Below are 15,774 nucleotides of genomic sequence, written 5' to 3' on the forward strand. Positions count from 1 at the left end.
CAAACACGATTTTCAAACCTTTTGTGTGCTGAATGTACAAAACAAAAAGCCGACCATCTTGCGATGATCGGTTTTTTTTTTGAGGAATTTGTGGTGCTCAGGAGAGGACTCGGTCACACAGGCGCGTCCCCGGTCGGGCTTGCATGCCTGACCTTTCTCGTCCCCACGTCAGGTGCTCAAGCACCTGTCTTTCTGGGCTGGAATGAAAAAAGCCGACCATCTTGCGATGATCGGCTTTTCGGAATTTTGGTGCCCAGGAGAGGACTCGAACCTCCACACCCGAAGGCACATGGACCTGAACCATGCGCGTCTACCAATTCCGCCACCTGGGCTTTGATTAAGGCTGCTGCCCGTCTCAAGCATTAAATTATAGGATGAGATCCCAACGTAAAGCAAGCGTTTTTCACTCGATAAATTCAATTTCAATTTTTAGTTGATTGGCATTCTCATTATCATTATAGTGTGTCATGTGATATAGCATAAGAGTATGGACATGAAATTCAATACAGTGGATGTCGAGCGCATGCTGCTGGATATGGGCCAGGGCCGAAAGTACTCCGCTCGGGCCATGCAGCTCATGCTGATGGTTCTGCTCAAAGAGGGCAGTACTCACGGTTATCAGTTGATTCGCCGCTTTGCGCAGCTGAGCCAGAACAGCTATGTGCCCAGCGCGGGCGCGGTGTATCCCGCCCTGGCGTATTGCGCCACGCAAGGCTGGGTGCTGATCGAAGAAGAAGGTCGTCGCAAGATGTACAGCCTGACCAAGGAAGGTCAAGCGTATTTGCAAGAGCAAAAGGAAAAGTGCGATTACCTGATGCAGTCCCTGACCTATCGCGGGCGCAAGCTGGTGTGGATACGGCAGATGCTGGCCGAACACAATAGCGACGAGGATTTGAAGGCCGCGCAGGAGCAAACGGGCTGGTTGCCGGAATTTGTCCAGGTACGCCACAGCCTGAAGCAGGCCATGTTTGAACAATCGACCGCCAGTCTGGCGCGACAGGCGGAGGTGGTGGCCATTCTGGAAAAAGCCATCGCCGAAATACGGAACTTGCCCAAGGAGTCTGAAAAATGCAGTCCGAACAATTAACGCAGAAAGTGGCTCATACCCTGAAGTTGCGTTTGCTGACCGTGAAAAAGCGGCGCGAATTGGGTCCTGATATGGTGCGCATCACCCTGAAAGGCTCGGATCTGGAAGGTTTTTATACCCCCGGCTTTGATGATCACGTCAAGCTGATTTTCCCCGACCCGGCCACCAAAGAGTTGCGTCTGCCCCAAATGGGCGATCGTGGCATGGTCTTTGCTGCCGGACAGGAAAAGCCCCCCATCCGTGATTACACGCCTCGCCTGTTCCGTGAACAGGAACTTGAGATGGATATTGATTTTGTGGTCCATGGTGAAGGTCCTGCATGCCAATGGGCCATGCAAGCCAAAGAGGGTGACAAGCTGGGCGTGGCCGGTCCACGCGGCTCCTTTCTGGTCAGCAAGGATCTGGATTGGCAAATCCTGATTGGCGACGAAACCGCTGTGCCTGCCATGGCGCGACGAGTCAATGAACTACCGTCCAACGTGAAGGTGCAGGTTTACGTGCTGGCACGTAATCTGCTGACGGTGGGTGCGATGGAAGCGCCGGACCATGTCACGGTGAACTGGATTCCTTCGCTGGCCGGTCTGAATGGCATTTTGGATGCCCTGCGTGCTGCGCCCGAGCTGAGCGGCATCGGCCATGTATGGGTCGCCGCAGAATATGCCATCGCTCAAAGCCTGCGCGAATACTGGGTGCAAGAACGCGGTCTGGACAAAGGTGCGATTCGGGCCAGTAGCTACTGGCGTCAAGGTGACCAGGGCGAGGATGCCCCACGTCTGGACTAAGCGGCTTTTTGCTGAGGGTAGGGCTGGGCGCGCAAGCGTCCGCCTACGTTCAGGACGGGCTGTAAATCCGTATCCAGCACGGCATTGGGATGAGCCAGACGGTGCTCGTCAATCAAACGGGCAATGGCATCCATGTTCAGCAGCAAGGTGCTGTCGATATCATGCTGGAAGCGAGCCCAATAGCCACCGCGACAACTGGAACCCAGCCAGCGCGGCTCGTAATCCCCGACCGTATCAGCATGCAGTTCACATACCACGGCCAGCCGGGAACATCCGGGGCGCAGGACAATGCGGTAGCTGTGCTGCTCTAAAGTCAGGTGATAGTAAAACGGTGCAGACGACATGAAATACTCCTGTTTAGCTCTTGGAAGGCGCTTCCGGGTGAGCAAGTTGGATTAAAAGACCCTTTGCCCGGTAGGGGCCAAGCATAAAAAAACCCGCTGGCAGCGGGTTCTTGTCTTGATGATCCCATTGATTGCCAGATGGCCATATCTTGAATCCACCTTGTGCGGGTACACAGGTTGGCATGGGTTGCCCCAACTCTTGATATAGCAATAAGCATAAAAGCGATTCTTATGAAGTGCAAGGGCCGCGTTTATTTCCGTCGGATATGAAAAAATACAGAAATAGTTTGCATCATTTAAAAATCGTGCTATAGTTACCTTCTGTCTTGCAGGGGTTGGTTGAAAAACAAGTTCCGCAGTCAGAGCCCAGGTGGCGGAATTGGTAGACGCGCATGGTTCAGGTCCATGTGCCTTCGGGTGTGGAGGTTCGAGTCCTCTCCTGGGCACCAAAATTCCTAAAAAGCCGATCATCGCAAGATGGTCGGCTTTTTTCATTCCAGCCCAGAAAGTCAGGTGCTTGAGCACCTGGGGTAGGGACGAGAAAGGTCGGGCATGCAAGCCCGACCGGGGTCGCGCCTGTGTGACCGAGTCCTCTCCTGGATATCACCAATTCCTCAAAAAAAGTCGATCATCACAAGATGGTCGGTTTTTTGTTGTGTGTGTTCAAAGTGATGATTGGCCTTTTCTATTGATTGCAGCCTGGGTCTGACTCGTCTTGTGCTCTTGGCTTTCTCGCAGCTCCATGACCCAGCAGTTGCATGAGCTCCTGCCTGTAGTAGGGCAAAACACCTGTATGTCCTTGAGTCACAACATTGGGGTGACTGTATTCTGCGTTTTTGCCCCGGTGATCGTCACGGGATTGCTCTCCTGGGCAAGTTCGCCTGTGGCGCCCAGCTATCCCCTGCTTATGGCGGCGTTACTCAGTATCGTGGCTTTGCTGTCAGTCAGCCGCAAGCTGGGCTTTTTTATCTATGGTGGCTTCTTGTCTCTTGCCGTATTTATAAGATGTATTTAATATATATCTTTATGGGCGGTGGCGATTTCATCAACTGCCTCACCTCATGTTAAAGGGATAGAAAATGCAAGTTGGAATGCTGAAACTGGCGGGTCTGCGACATCCTGAATGTGCCGATAAAGTAGCCATTGCCTTGGCGGCTATCGATGGCGTGCAAGCGGCAGATGCCTCATTCGAAAATGCAAAGGCATCGGTCCGTTTTGATGAAACCCAGGTCTCGCTGGAAGACCTCCATGCTGCCGTTGAGCAGGCAGGCTATCAAATCGCCAAACCTGTGCATGGTGAAGATGGTGCTTGTTGCGGTGGTTGTGGCGGTTAAACCCACTACATCCTGGAGCTGAAAACCGATTGTAGAAACACAGTCGGTTTTTTTATGGCTGTACGAAGCAGGGGCAGGTACGGGTGTGATGGTGTGGCGCCCTGAGAGTTTCAGCTTGGTCCCGCCAGTGCTTGTTTGCCTATGCATTCACAAGCTTGTAAAGAAAGCAGCCGATTATGTGGTGATGATTCTTTATGTGGAAATGGCTGTGTTCAAGCAAGAAAGGAGTCGCATTGCTGCTCGTTTTCTGACGCAGTCAGGCTTTGTCGCACTGATACTGAAGGATATTGAATTGGTGAAGCAGCAAACTACAAAAGGCCGATCATTGAGAAATGATCGGCCTTTCGGAATTTTGGTGCCCAGGAGAGGACTCGGTCACACAGGCGCGACCCCGGTCGGGCTTGCATGCCCGACCTTTCTCGTCCTCACGTCAGGTGCTCAAGCACCTGACTTTCTGGGCGGGAATGAAAAAAGCCGACCATCTTGCGATGATCGGCTTTTTAGGAATTTTGGTGCCCAGGAGAGGACTCGAACCTCCACACCCGAAGGCACATGGACCTGAACCATGCGCGTCTACCAATTCCGCCACCTGGGCATATCGTTGTATGCTTATGGTTGTGCCAAAAGCTTTTTAACGACTTCGCTGCGTGAGCAGCAAAGAAAAAAGATTATAGGCATACTTTATTAATAATGGAAGTGTCCTTTTGAATAAAAAACATCAAGACAGTACTGAGGACCGTATTCAATCAACGGGCCGTTATGAGTTGCCGCCTGACTTTGACCCGGATACCCCGACGCGGGAAGTGATCTTGGCGGGGCTGCGCGAGGATGCAGACGGCCTGACCATGCAGGCTCTGGCGAAAAAGCTGGGCCTGGGTAAAGAAATTACGGTGGGTTTTGAGCGGCGTGTACGCGCAATGGAGCGCGATGGGCAACTGCTTATCTCCCCCGAAGGCAAAATTCGCAAAAACAGCCAAACTGGCTTTATCGCAGGCAAAGTGTTGGGCCATCGCGACGGTTTTGGTTTCTTGCAGCGCGACGATGGGCAGCCTGATCTGTTTTTGTCGCCACGAGAGATGGCCAAAGTGTTGCACGGCGACCACGTTATGGTGCGTATCGTCGGTGAATACCGTGGCAAACCAGATGCCTCGATTGTCGAAGTTACTGCGCGTCATACCAGTAAGCTGGTGGGCCGGTTCTTGCGCGAGCGTGGCACGTTTATCGTGGTGCCCGAAGATCAGCGTATCAAGCACGACATCCTGATCCCAAGTGGAGATCAGGGCGAGGCCGAGCCCGGCCAGGTCGTCACGGTAGAGATCACCCAGCAGCCCGAGCGCCATCGCCAGCCTTTGGGGCGTGTCATTGAAGTGCTGGGGGAAATTGATGATCCCGGCATGGAAATCGAAATAGCGGTGCGCAAGTTTGAAGTGCCGGTCGATTTCTCCGAGAAGGCTCTCAAGCAGGCAGCCCGTATTCCTGCCAAGGTAAAGCCATCGGAATACAAAGGTCGCGTTGATCTGCGCGATGTCCCTTTCATCACCATTGATGGTGAAGACGCACGGGACTTTGATGATGCGGTGTATTGCGAACGCGTTGATATTGGCACGGGCAAACGCTCGCGCTGGGCGTGGCGATTGCTGGTGGCGATTGCCGATGTCAGCCATTACGTACGCTCCGGCGATGCCTTGGATGAAGACGCTCTGGAGCGGGGTACCAGCGTGTATTTCCCGCGCCGTGTGATCCCCATGCTGCCAGAAAGCCTGTCCAACGGGATCTGTTCTCTGAACCCGTCGGTAGACCGTCTGGTCATGGTGTGCGATATGGTCGTCTTGGCCGATGGTCCCAAGTCCGGCACCGTGTCGGCCTATCAGTTTTATGAAGCGGTCATTCACTCACATGCGCGCACCACGTATTCCGATATCTGGAGCGCCCTGCAGCAGCCTACAGGTCCGGCCGCCGCACAGATTCAGCATGTGCTCGAACCTGTGCAGAACCTGTACTCCTTGTACCGTTTGTTGGCCGAGCAGCGCACTGCACGAGGTGCCATTGATTTTGATACGGTTGAAACCAAAATCGTGTGTAACCCCTTGGGTCGCATCGAGCGTATTGAACCTCTGGTTCGTAACGATGCCCACAAGCTGATCGAAGAGTGCATGTTGGCAGCCAACACCTGCGCTGCCGACTTCATTGCTCGTAGCCGTCGCAATGGTTTGTACCGTGTGCATGAGGGCCCAACGCCACCCAAGCTGGAAGCCTTGCGCGAATATTTACGTAGCTTGGGTCTGACCCTGGAAGGGGGCGACGAACCGACTTCTGCCGATTACGCCAAAGTGGTGGCCGCCGCTCGTGGTCGTTCCGACTTCGCCATTATTCAGACCATGTGCTTGCGTTCCATGCAGCAGGCTATTTACAGCCCGGAGAAAACGGGTCACTTTGGTCTGGCTTATTCACAATACGCTCACTTCACTTCGCCCATTCGCCGTTACCCGGACTTGCTGGTGCACCGCGTCATCAAGGGTATTTTGAAAGGCCAGCGCTACATTCCGGCGATTGCCGAAGAACCGGGCGATGCCGCCTTGCCAGCCAGCAAGCGCGATTTTGCACGCTGGGAAAAACTGGGTGCCTTGTTGTCGGCGCGCGAACGTCGTGCTGATGAGGCCTCTAAAGATGTGGAAGCCTGGCTCAAGTGCTGGTTTGTCAAAGAGCACGTGGGCGAGGAATACTCTGGCAAGATCAGTGGTGTAACCAGCTTTGGTTTGTTTGTGACGTTGGATACCTTGTATGTGGAGGGCCTGGTTCACGTCTCGGAGCTGGGCGCAGATTACTTCCAGTACAACGAAACCTCGAACGAGTTGCGTGGTGAGCGCACTGGTCTGCGCTATCGTCTGACCGATGCGGTACAAGTGCAGGTCGCCCGTGTTGATCTGGAGGCGCGCCGTATTGAGTTCCGTCTGGTTAAAGGCGTGGGCTACAAAGCGGTGAAGGCGGCGGCCGAAGGGTCTGATCCGTCCGAGCGGCCCATCAAGAAAGCGGCTTCAACCAAGCCGCTGGCCTTGAAGGGCACCACGGCCTCCCAGCGACGAGCTTCTCAAAAGCAGGCCGAGCGGGATGAAAAACGCAGTACGGAGAAGGCAGCCAAGTCCGCCAAATCCACGCGCAGCCCTAGAGGGCGACGCCGATAGGCGTACAATGCCAAGCCGGGCTTTTTGCCCGGCTTTCTTTATTTGCTCTTATTTCCCCCAAGGATTGTTATGCCTCAGCAGGTTTTGGCCGGTTTCCATGCCGTTATTGCCCGAGTTCGTTTCAGCGCCGCTTCGGTGCGCGAGGTCTATGTGGATCAGACCCGGCGCGACAAACGGATGCTGGCCTTTATCGAACAGGTAGAGCAGGCAGGCTTGAAAGTCATGGCCGTGCCGGTCGAGCGTCTGGATGGTCTGGCCAAAGGCACACGTCACCAGGGTGTGGTGGCATTGGCTCTGGAGCAAGAGCTGGCCGTTGATGTCAACGAATTGCTGGATGATCTGGAAGAGGCCGGTCAGGTTCCTTTTTTGCTGATTCTGGACGGGGTCACAGACCCTCATAACCTGGGTGCCTGCCTGCGTAGTGCCAACGCAGCCGGCGCGCATGCCGTGATTGCGCCTCGTGATCGTGCCGTGGGTCTGAACGCGACGGTCTCGCGCGTGGCTTGCGGTGCGGCCGAATCGACCCCTTACATTACGGTGACGAACTTGGCCCGTACCATGCGCATGCTGCGTGAGCGCGATGTCTGGCTAGTCGGTACCAGTGATCAAGCCACCCACACATTCCACCAGGTGGATGCCCGCCGCCCCATGGCCTGGGTGATGGGCGCCGAGGGCGAGGGCATGCGCCGTCTCACCCGTGAAACCTGCGACGAGCTGGTTTCCATTCCCATGATGGGCGCGGTAGAAAGCTTGAACGTCAGTGTCGCCAGTGCGGTTTGTCTGTACGAAACCTTGCGTCAACGTAGCCAGGCCTAATTTCTTTTAAGTCTTGTTACTTACTTAATTACTTATTTGTATAAAAAACGGCGGGCTTCATTCGCCGCTTCACCAGATAATAAGTAATTGGCCGTCAGCCGGGCAAAACCCAATCGGTGCTGACGGTGTGTACACGCATTATGGGCTTTGAAACGATCATGGAAGAAAACGGCTTTATTACCTCTACCTTGCACTCTGACCGTCGTTTGGGTACGCAGTATGGCGCTATTCATCAGCCATTGCACCCATCGACCGAGTTCGGTTTTCAGGATGCGCGTGAGCTGGCCGCAGTCTTTCAGGGCAAATCCGGCTTTACCTATTCTCGTCAGGGCACACCCACCACGGCGGCGCTGGAAGCCAAGATTACGCGTATGGAAAAAGGGGTGGGCAGCGTCAGCTTTGCAACCGGTATGGCCGCGTTGACCGCGACCCTGTTTACCTTGCTGCGCCAGGGTGATCACCTGATTGCCAGCAAATATCTGTTCGGTAACACCAATAGTCTGTTGGGCACCTTGCGCGACCTGGGTGTTCAAACCACGCTGGTAGACGCAACCGATGTGGCCCAGGTGCAAGCCGCGCGTCAGCCCAATACTCGCATGGTGTTTCTTGAAACCATTGCCAATCCGGGCACACAGGTGGCTGATTTGAAAGGGGTGGGGCAATGGTGTCAGGACGAGGGCTTGTTGTATGTGGTCGATGCCACTTTGTCCTCGCCTTACCTGTCGCCCGGCCGCGAGTTCAAAGCCTCTTTGGTGGTCAACTCGCTGTCCAAGCACATTGGTGGCCACGGTAATGCTCTGGGTGGCATGGTGACAGATACAGGTCTGTTTGACTGGACGACCTATCCTAATATTGCCCAGGTATACCGCAATGGCAATACGCAGAACTGGGGCCTGGTACAGATTCGTAAGAAGGGCTTGCGCGATATGGGCGGCACCTTGTCGTCCGATGTGGCCCACCGTTTGGCTGTAGGCTCGGAAACCTTACCGTTGCGTATGGAGCGCATCTGTTCCAATGCGCTGGCTTTGGCGCGCCATTTGAAGGCTCACCCCAAGGTGAAGCACGTGCAGTATCCGGGTCTGGAGGATCACCCCCAACACGAGCGTACGGCTCAGTTGTTCGGCAATCGCTTCGGCGGCCTGATGAGTGTCGTGCTGGAAGAGGGCATCGAAATTTTCGACTTCCTGAATCGTCTGAAAGTCTTTGTTCTGGCTACGCACCTGGGTGACAACCGCAGTCTGGTGCTGCCCGTTGCCCATACCATCTACTACGAGATGGGGCCCGAGCAGCGTGCCCTGATGGGTATTTCCGACAATCAGTTGCGTATCTCTGTGGGTATCGAAGAGATCATTGATCTGACGTCCGACTTTGATCAGGCACTGGCCCAGTCTTAAGTTCTTTGCACAGCTAGCCATGGTTCAGCCTGGCTTGTATCAGGGCTAGATGCTGCATCGCTTGTTGTAACTCGCTGCACTCCAGATTCGCGTAGCCAAATAGCAGATGGCGTGGGTCGCTGCCGTCCGCTTCCTGGCTGGCGGCCTGTGCCAAAGGGTATAGGCGTATGCCATAGCGAAGCGCTGCCGCAGCAACGTGATGGGCATCCGGGCCTTGTGAAGGCAGTCGGAAAGCCAGATGCATGCCAGCATTGTGTCCGCTGACCACTCCGGTATTTCCCCATGCTTTTTTTAGTCCCTGCAGCAGGGTATTGCGTTGCTCCAGGTAACGGCGACGCAAATACTGCAGGTGCCGAGGATAGTCATACTCATCAAAAAAACGTGCCAGAATAGCTTGTGTTAACCAGGGCGATCCATTGTTGAGCAAGGCCTTGCGAGCAATAAAGTCCTGGCTCAAATGGGGTGGACAGACCATATAGCCCAAGCGCAAACCAGGCCCCAATGTTTTCGAGAACGAACCCAGGTAAATCACCTGTCCGGGGCTCATGGCCTTGAGCGGCGCAGGTAGGGCCGGGCCATAACAGAAGTCTCCGTCGTAGTCGTCCTCAATAATCAAAGCACCGCTGGAGCTGGCCCAAGCCAGCAGCTCCTGCCTGCGCGGCACTGTCAGCGTGTGCCCCAAGGGGTATTGATGGGAGGGCGTGACAAAGGCTAGTTGGACCGCCCTGTTGGGCAATTGATCGGTGCATAAGCCGTGTTGATCTACAGGCACGGGAATGCCCTGAGTACGATGGCGTGCCAGTAGATGCCTGAAGCCGTTATAGCCAGGCGATTCGTGCACCGCACAGCTGTTTTCGTCCAGAAAGTGGGCCGCAATCAGGCTCAAGGACTCCTGCGTCCCTGCCGTAATGAGGATGTGGTCCGGGTCAGCCAAAATGCCTTTGCTGGCGGCCAGATAATCTGCAATTTGCAGCCGCAAACCCCATAAACCTTCAGGCGGTGGATAGTCCGTCATACCAGTGCCTGCATAACGCAATAGTTGATTGGATAGATAAATGAACTGGCGCAGCGGAAAGGCATGAAGCGAGGGGCGCCCAATCTTGAAATCAAAACGAACCGGCACACTGGCGGCGGGCACATGAACACCGCTGGCCAGGGCCGTGCTGGTACGCAGGTTGCGTGAACAGTGGGCCGTCTCCATGACAAAATCCGGCACCAGTCGACTGCGCCCGTTGCGGGTGGGCGTGGCGACAAAAAAGCCCCGGCTGGGTTCGCTATGAATCAGGTTGGAGTCGATTAGCAAATCATAGGCACCCATGATCGTGTTTTTAGAAACCTGCAGCAAAGAAGCCATACGGTTGATTGAGGGCAGGCGATTGCCTTCCTGCAAACGTCCCGAACAGATCAGGGTTTCAATTTGACGTGCAATTTGTCGCTTGTACGGTGGGCTATGGGTATGAGAGAGCGTAATCGGTAAAGAAAACATGGCGGGACTGGAAAAATAATCAAAACCATCAAGGGCGAGCCAAGCCGGGCCACTATAGGCAGCAGCCTCTAGTTTTAACTTGAGTTAGCTCAAAGTGACGATTCGTTCGTGATAAATTTATCCGACTTCTTGATCTGCCAACTGGCCTCTTGTCATGGATATTTTTATCTCAGTAAGAGTGTTTAATTTATTGTAATTACGATATAAAAAAACCATTCCCATTATGTAATCTGTATCCATACCTTCTCAGTAAAAAATAACAATCGTTATAGTTGTTATGGTCTTGCCCTTTAGCAAGGCAATTGTTGGAGGTAATGGAATGTATAGAAAAATGATGACCCTGGCCTTCCTGTCTACCAGCGTCAGTGCGGCTCTGGCGGCACCGACGCAAGAGCAAGTGCGGGTAGACAACTTGTTTCAGCAAAACTGTGCGGTGTGTCACGCAGCCGACCGGGGAGGGTATATTGCTCCGGGCTTGCACAGTGATCGCCTGGTTCAAAGCGAGATTGCCTTGCGCGGCACCATCATGACTGGAATCCCGGATACCTTGATGCCGCCTTTTGTCGGACGTTTACCCGACGAGGATATTCGTGCCCTGGCCAAGATGATCAAGAACGAGCCCGTGGTGGAACGCAGTTGGGACATGGATCAAATTCGTGCCAGCGTGAAAGTACTGGTGGACGAATCCACCTTGCCCAGCAAGCCCAATTACGAGATCGACTCCGTCTACGACTTGATGGTCATCATGGCCCGGGGACGCTACGGTCGGGGGGATGGTTCTAATCAGGCACGCGCCGTTTTCATCAATGGCAAGAACAATCAGAAGGTGGGTGAAATTGCCACGGTTGGTGCGCCACATATCATGGAGTTCAGTCCCAGCCATGAGCGTTGGGGTTACCTGAAAAGCGATGATGGTCACGTCTACAAAATTGACCTGTACACCTTGCAGATTGTGCGGCAGGCCAAAGTGGGCCTGACGGGGACCGGTATTGCATTGTCCAAAGATGGTAAGTGGTTGGCACTGAGTTCTTTTGTGCCCAATAGCATGGTCATCCTGAAAGCCGACACACTGGAGCCGGTGAAGTATCTTGCTCTGGAGGGCGAGGACCCGGATGGCAATTTCATCAAATCCGCCGGCGGTCCCATCATTGGCAGCCGCATCAATAACAAGTTTGCACTGACGCTGCGCCAAGCCGGGCAGATCTGGATTATTGATCCGGACAAGCCAGACATGCCGGTCACCAAACTGGCCAAGGTGGGCCGCATGTTGCATGACACTTTCCTGACGCCTGATGGTCGCTACTCCATGGTGGCTTCCTACGATGACAACAAATATGTGGCGATCGACTTGAAGGACGACAAGGTGGTGCGTGATATTCCAGCTGGCTGCCAACCGCATGCAGGCTCGGGGGCGGTTACCGAAGTGAATGGTCGCATGCTGGCTTTCGGTACCAATATGGGCAGCTGCAAGCTGGGTTCGGTTGTTACGGCCTGGGATACCAAGGACTTTTCCGTGGTGAAACAAATCCCGGTAGCCGGGGCCACCGAATCGCCTGCCGCACATCCCAATGCACCGTATGTGGCGGTGGACATTATTGACAAGGACAAGCGCGCTTCCTGGATTCAGTTAATCGACAAAAACACCTTGTCGGTGGCGAAAACCCTGGATGTGGGCGGCCATGCCTTCTTCCCTAACTACAACCGCACAGGAGATTACTTGTACGTCAGCTCGGGTTACTGGGGGGACCGTCTGAAAATCTACGACAGCCGTAGCCTGGAGCTGGTAGCCGAGCACAAGATGGAAAGCCCATCGGGTATTTTCTCTCGCGCTCGCACTCGCTGGCTCACCATCGGTCAGCCTGAAACCCAAAAATTCTAAGCAAAGGAATGTCATGAAACAGCTTTTTATGGGTGTGGCTCTGGTTGGTCTTTTAGGCTCAGGTACAGCGTTGGCGGCGGATAAACCCGCCGGTTTACAAGGTTCGCATGGGCAGTCACAACTGTCGGCCCAGGCGTCATCCATGTTGCCTTTATGTGCCTCTTGTCATGGTTTGGAAGGTGTCAGTACGGAAGGCATGTACCCCAACTTGGCGGGGCAGAAGGTGGAGTATCTGGTCAAGCAGTTGCAGCAGTTCAAATCCCGAGAGCGTAACGATCCCATCATGAGCCCGATGGCTGAACCGCTCAGCCCGGAAATGGTGAATGAACTGGCTGCCTACTTTGCCAGCTTGAAGTAAGTGTGAACTGGGCGCCAGTTTTTACTGGCGCCTTAAGGATGTCCTGCAATGAATGTGTTTCCCTTGTTCTTCAATCTGACTGGCAAAGCCGTTGTTGTTGTAGGTGGCGGCTCGGTTGCCGAACGTAAAGTTCGGCTCTTGTTACGCGCAGGAGCGCGGGTGACGGTGGTTGCACCGGAACAGACTCCCTGGTTACGGGCCAGCGCGCAAGCAGGGGCGCTAAGCAGCTTGTTCACTGCTTTTGTCGCCGAGCATATTCGCGAGGCCTGGCTGGTTATCGCGGCCACCGGACGACGAGAAATAAATCGTATCGTGGCTCAGGCGGCCGATGCCTTGCATCTGCCCTGTAATGTGGTTGATGACGGGCAACTGTCCACCGTGCAGGTTCCTGCCATGATCGACCGTTCGCCTTTAATGATTGCGGTTTCCTCGGCAGGGTCTGCACCTGTGCTGGCGCGGCGGGTTCGGGAGTGGATAGAAAGCGAGTTGCCTGAATCCGTAGGGGACTTGGCCGGTCTGCTGGCTCGTCGTCGAGCTGATATCAAGCAAGCTTTTCCCGAGGTGCATACTCGCCGTCATTTTTTTGACTACGTGCTTGATGGCCATATTCCTGACCTCCTGGCACAAGGAAAGTCCACCGAAGCATTGGCAGCTTTTGATGACGCCTTGCAGAAGCAGACCCCCCAGCAGCATGTTCAGGTCACCATTTTGCCTATCGCGGATTTGGAGGCCGTGGACTTGTTGACGCTGCGCGCTCTGCGAAAATTGAATCAGGCGGACTGGGTCTTGTACCTGCCTCTGATCCTGCCCGCGATTCTGGAAAAAGCACGCCGTGATGCCCGTTTGATGGCCTTGGATCAGGCCGGTGTGGTCTTGCAAGATACCCTGTTGAATCAGGCGTTCTGGACACCGCTATGCCGTTCATGGGCGCCAGGAGAGCGCATCGTCATTGCCTGGAAGTCTTCGTGGGATGTGCAACCTTTGCTTGAGCTGTTAAAGCAGCAAGGCCTGAGCTGTGAACTGGCTTAGAAGTGTTGGAGTGATGAAGAGCTAGGTGGTGTGTGCTTGCTACGTTATATGGAGCTGCTTGAGTGAGGCAAGAATTCTTGCCTCACTTTTTTTGTCTCTTGTTTGTGCAGGCTTATGGGCCTGGAAATGATGAACTTTGCCAGCATCCACATCCACATCCACATCCGCTTCAGCACCAGCATTGGCATCTGCACCAGCACTGGCACCGGCAGCATCATCGGTGTTTGTATTTGTACCGGTACAGAGTATGCAGGAAATCCGGGGTTCGGGTCCGTCTCTGTCCAGACTTTTATCCGAACTTGGCTATGTCTGGAGACTGTATTCGCCTCTCAGTGCTGCTTTACTGTTCTGGACAGTTGCTTTGCATGGTTTCGTGGCCGGGCAGGGAAGGGGATTCGGGATTGGGGTACAGCGAAAAGGGCTTTGACTGGCTTCTTGATTGGGCAGGCTCAGGCAGTAATTTCCCGGTTATTGAGATAGCAACCCGGATCTTCTGCCCATACATTGCCCGTACTTTTTTCTGCCCTGGTGCGCGTATTACCATTGCAAATATCCAGGTAGGCGCATCTCGCACAGCGTCCCTGTACAGGCCTTGGCCGTTGGCGCAGTCCCGCTAACAAAGGATCTTGATTGTTGGACCAAATCTCTGAGAAAGGCTGTTTAAGCACATTGCCTAAGCTGTAGTGCCACCACATGGTGTCCGGGTGTACATTGCCACGGTTATCAATGTTCGCAATTCCTTGGCCGGAGGAGTTTCCACCCCATTGACGCAACATGGTCAGAATTTTTTTAGCCTGATCTGGGTAGTGGCGTCGTACCCAGTGCAGGAAGAAAACGCCATCGGCATCATTGTTCCCTGAGGTAAATTCCTTGGGTTTTCCGGCTTTCTGATACGTCATGCAGGTCGTGAAAAGTTGTTCCATGGCCCGCCGGGTGACGGCGTGATGGCTGGCCAAAGCGCGATTGCTAAGACCTCGGCCCGCGTAATTTAGATGAGAGAGATAAAAGCGGTCGATTTGCTCCTGGCCCATCACTGCCAGCAGGCCATTGAGGTCAGCCGCATTTTCCTGGGTCAGAGTAAAGCGCAGGCCCACTTTCAAGTGTTTTTCGCGACACAGCCGTAAACCATGCAAGGAAGCAGCGTAGGCTCCGTTTTCACCACGAATCCGGTCATGCCTGGCCTGCAAACCATCCAGGGATATGCCGACATAGTCAAAGCCGCAGTCGGCAATCTGGTCGATATTCTGTTCAGTAATCAGGGTGCCATTGGACGATAGCCCTACGTACATACCCAGTGTTTTTGCGCGTCGACCCAAGTCGTAAATGTCTCTGCGCAGCAAGGGTTCACCGCCGGACAGAATCAGGGCGCGCACACCGAACTGATGTAGATCGTCCATGACAGAGCAGGCCTGCTCGTAGCTCAGTTCGCCGGGAAAATCCTTGTTGGTGGAGGCAGAGTAACAGTGGCTGCAATGGAGATTGCAACGACGTATCAGATTCCAGATCACCACAGGGGCTTTGCTGGCACGCGTGGCGGCAACAGGAGAGTGCAGGGCAGCGATAAAACGGGATATCCGGAACATGCTCAAGGCCTCCGCAGACGCAGGCCGGTCTTTTTAAGAATGGCCGTGGAAAACAAAATGTCGTGATCGTGCAAGACACCCGGAAAGTGCTGCGTGATGTGCATGCTGATGTTCTTTGCTTGGGCACGGACCGTGTCATGGTCCTTGCCATGCAGCATGGCAAACAGGTTGTATGGCCACGCAGGCAGACGACGCGGGCGACGATAACAATGGCTGACTCCAGCTTGTGAACCTAACCATGTACCCACGGTGTCCAGGCGCTCGTCTGCAATATTCCAGACGCACATGCCATTGGCTACATAGCCCAGGGCGTAGTGATTCGGGATGGCTGCAATCCGTCTTATCAAACCTTGGTCCAACATGGTTTGAAACTGCTTCATGACATAGGCTTCGGAGACGCCTAGCGCCTGCGCCAGCCTTAGGTAAGGCTGCGGCTCTATAGCCAGCCCCTGCTGCGAAGCATGTATCAGTGCGGTATAGGCAGGGTTCAAATGCTCCAT

Annotated in this window: 14 protein-coding genes, 3 tRNA genes and 1 riboswitch; of the genes, 11 read left to right on the forward strand and 6 right to left on the reverse strand. The window is 54.3% G+C overall.

Annotated elements, in window-relative coordinates; genetic code table 11:
* Window positions 1-247: 247 nt before the first annotated feature.
* Window positions 248-332, reverse strand: a tRNA-Leu gene (locus AB7E06_RS07255).
* Window positions 333-493: 161 nt separating this feature from the next.
* On the opposite strand from AB7E06_RS07255, the gene AB7E06_RS07260 reads away from it, so the two are divergent.
* Together AB7E06_RS07260 and AB7E06_RS07265 are read left to right on the forward strand one after the other, a co-directional pair.
* A complete protein-coding gene (locus tag AB7E06_RS07260; RefSeq protein WP_230017866.1) occupies window positions 494-1,087 on the forward strand; it encodes a PadR family transcriptional regulator in 594 nt (197 codons plus the stop codon).
* The gene (locus AB7E06_RS07265; protein WP_249459473.1) at window positions 1,069-1,869 is read left to right on the forward strand and encodes a siderophore-interacting protein; all 801 of its coding nucleotides are present in this window, start codon (window positions 1,069-1,071) and stop codon (window positions 1,867-1,869) included. Before AB7E06_RS07260 ends, AB7E06_RS07265 begins: the two co-directional genes overlap by 19 nt.
* On the opposite strand, the gene AB7E06_RS07270 is transcribed toward AB7E06_RS07265, so the two are convergent.
* Window positions 1,866-2,213, reverse strand: a complete 348-nt coding sequence (locus AB7E06_RS07270) for a hypothetical protein (RefSeq protein ID WP_249459470.1) — start codon at window positions 2,211-2,213, stop codon at window positions 1,866-1,868. The two genes, AB7E06_RS07265 and AB7E06_RS07270, sit on opposite strands and share 4 nt — an antisense overlap.
* A gap of 117 nt (window positions 2,214-2,330) precedes the next feature.
* Window positions 2,331-2,424, reverse strand: a riboswitch (SAM-I-IV-variant riboswitch).
* Between the two features lie 153 nt (window positions 2,425-2,577).
* On the opposite strand from AB7E06_RS07270, the gene AB7E06_RS07275 reads away from it, so the two are divergent.
* From AB7E06_RS07275 to AB7E06_RS07285, 3 genes are all read left to right on the forward strand, one after another.
* Window positions 2,578-2,662, forward strand: a tRNA-Leu gene (locus AB7E06_RS07275).
* Window positions 2,663-2,955: 293 nt separating this feature from the next.
* Window positions 2,956-3,228 (forward strand): hypothetical protein, encoded by a 273-nt coding sequence (locus tag AB7E06_RS07280; RefSeq protein WP_094197013.1) that lies wholly within the window; start codon window positions 2,956-2,958, stop codon window positions 3,226-3,228.
* A 64-nt stretch (window positions 3,229-3,292) separates the two neighbouring features.
* Entirely contained in the window at window positions 3,293-3,547 is a 255-nt protein-coding gene (locus AB7E06_RS07285) for a heavy-metal-associated domain-containing protein (RefSeq protein ID WP_094197012.1), read from the forward strand.
* Between the two features lie 510 nt (window positions 3,548-4,057).
* Here the strand turns inward: AB7E06_RS07285 and AB7E06_RS07290 are convergent.
* A tRNA-Leu gene (locus AB7E06_RS07290) sits at window positions 4,058-4,142 on the reverse strand.
* 109 nt (window positions 4,143-4,251) lie between these two features.
* Here AB7E06_RS07290 and rnr point away from each other — a divergent pair.
* The 3 genes from rnr (at window position 4,252) to AB7E06_RS07305 (ending at window position 8,939) form a co-directional block, all read left to right on the forward strand.
* Window positions 4,252-6,729 (forward strand): ribonuclease R, encoded by a 2,478-nt coding sequence (rnr, locus tag AB7E06_RS07295; protein ID WP_108727621.1) that lies wholly within the window; start codon window positions 4,252-4,254, stop codon window positions 6,727-6,729.
* A gap of 69 nt (window positions 6,730-6,798) precedes the next feature.
* Window positions 6,799-7,545 carry a 23S rRNA (guanosine(2251)-2'-O)-methyltransferase RlmB gene (gene rlmB / locus AB7E06_RS07300; RefSeq protein ID WP_063690574.1) on the forward strand — a complete coding sequence of 249 codons (747 nt, stop codon included), beginning with the start codon at window positions 6,799-6,801 and terminating at the stop codon, window positions 7,543-7,545.
* Between the two features lie 158 nt (window positions 7,546-7,703).
* Window positions 7,704-8,939, forward strand: coding sequence for a cystathionine gamma-synthase family protein (locus AB7E06_RS07305; RefSeq protein ID WP_094197010.1), 1,236 nt, complete (start codon window positions 7,704-7,706; stop codon window positions 8,937-8,939).
* A 13-nt stretch (window positions 8,940-8,952) separates the two neighbouring features.
* On the opposite strand, the gene AB7E06_RS07310 is transcribed toward AB7E06_RS07305, so the two are convergent.
* On the reverse strand, window positions 8,953-10,425 hold the full coding sequence (locus tag AB7E06_RS07310) for a PLP-dependent aminotransferase family protein (protein ID WP_094197009.1): 1,473 nt from the start codon (window positions 10,423-10,425) through the stop codon (window positions 8,953-8,955).
* A 331-nt stretch (window positions 10,426-10,756) separates the two neighbouring features.
* On the opposite strand from AB7E06_RS07310, the gene AB7E06_RS07315 reads away from it, so the two are divergent.
* Genes AB7E06_RS07315 through AB7E06_RS07325 form a run of 3 tightly spaced genes read left to right on the forward strand, consistent with a single transcriptional unit; the run spans window position 10,757 to window position 13,691 of the window.
* The gene (locus tag AB7E06_RS07315; protein ID WP_094197008.1) at window positions 10,757-12,304 is read left to right on the forward strand and encodes a nitrite reductase; all 1,548 of its coding nucleotides are present in this window, start codon (window positions 10,757-10,759) and stop codon (window positions 12,302-12,304) included.
* A 13-nt stretch (window positions 12,305-12,317) separates the two neighbouring features.
* On the forward strand, window positions 12,318-12,662 hold the full coding sequence (locus AB7E06_RS07320) for a c-type cytochrome (protein ID WP_427955959.1): 345 nt from the start codon (window positions 12,318-12,320) through the stop codon (window positions 12,660-12,662).
* A 48-nt stretch (window positions 12,663-12,710) separates the two neighbouring features.
* The gene (locus AB7E06_RS07325) at window positions 12,711-13,691 is read left to right on the forward strand and encodes a precorrin-2 dehydrogenase/sirohydrochlorin ferrochelatase family protein (protein WP_094197006.1); all 981 of its coding nucleotides are present in this window, start codon (window positions 12,711-12,713) and stop codon (window positions 13,689-13,691) included.
* Between the two features lie 449 nt (window positions 13,692-14,140).
* Here the strand turns inward: AB7E06_RS07325 and nirJ are convergent, their stop codons facing one another.
* Both nirJ and AB7E06_RS07335 read right to left on the reverse strand, forming a co-directional pair.
* Complete coding sequence (nirJ, locus tag AB7E06_RS07330) at window positions 14,141-15,274, reverse strand: heme d1 biosynthesis radical SAM protein NirJ (protein ID WP_427955963.1); 1,134 nt, start codon at window positions 15,272-15,274, stop codon at window positions 14,141-14,143.
* Between the two features lie 2 nt (window positions 15,275-15,276).
* The gene (locus AB7E06_RS07335; protein ID WP_094197003.1) at window positions 15,277-15,774 is read right to left on the reverse strand and encodes an Lrp/AsnC family transcriptional regulator; all 498 of its coding nucleotides are present in this window, start codon (window positions 15,772-15,774) and stop codon (window positions 15,277-15,279) included.

Origin of the sequence: Alcaligenes sp., assembly GCF_050255915.1 — a bacterium.
Classification (GTDB): Bacteria; Pseudomonadota; Gammaproteobacteria; order Burkholderiales; family Burkholderiaceae_B; genus Alcaligenes; species Alcaligenes aquatilis.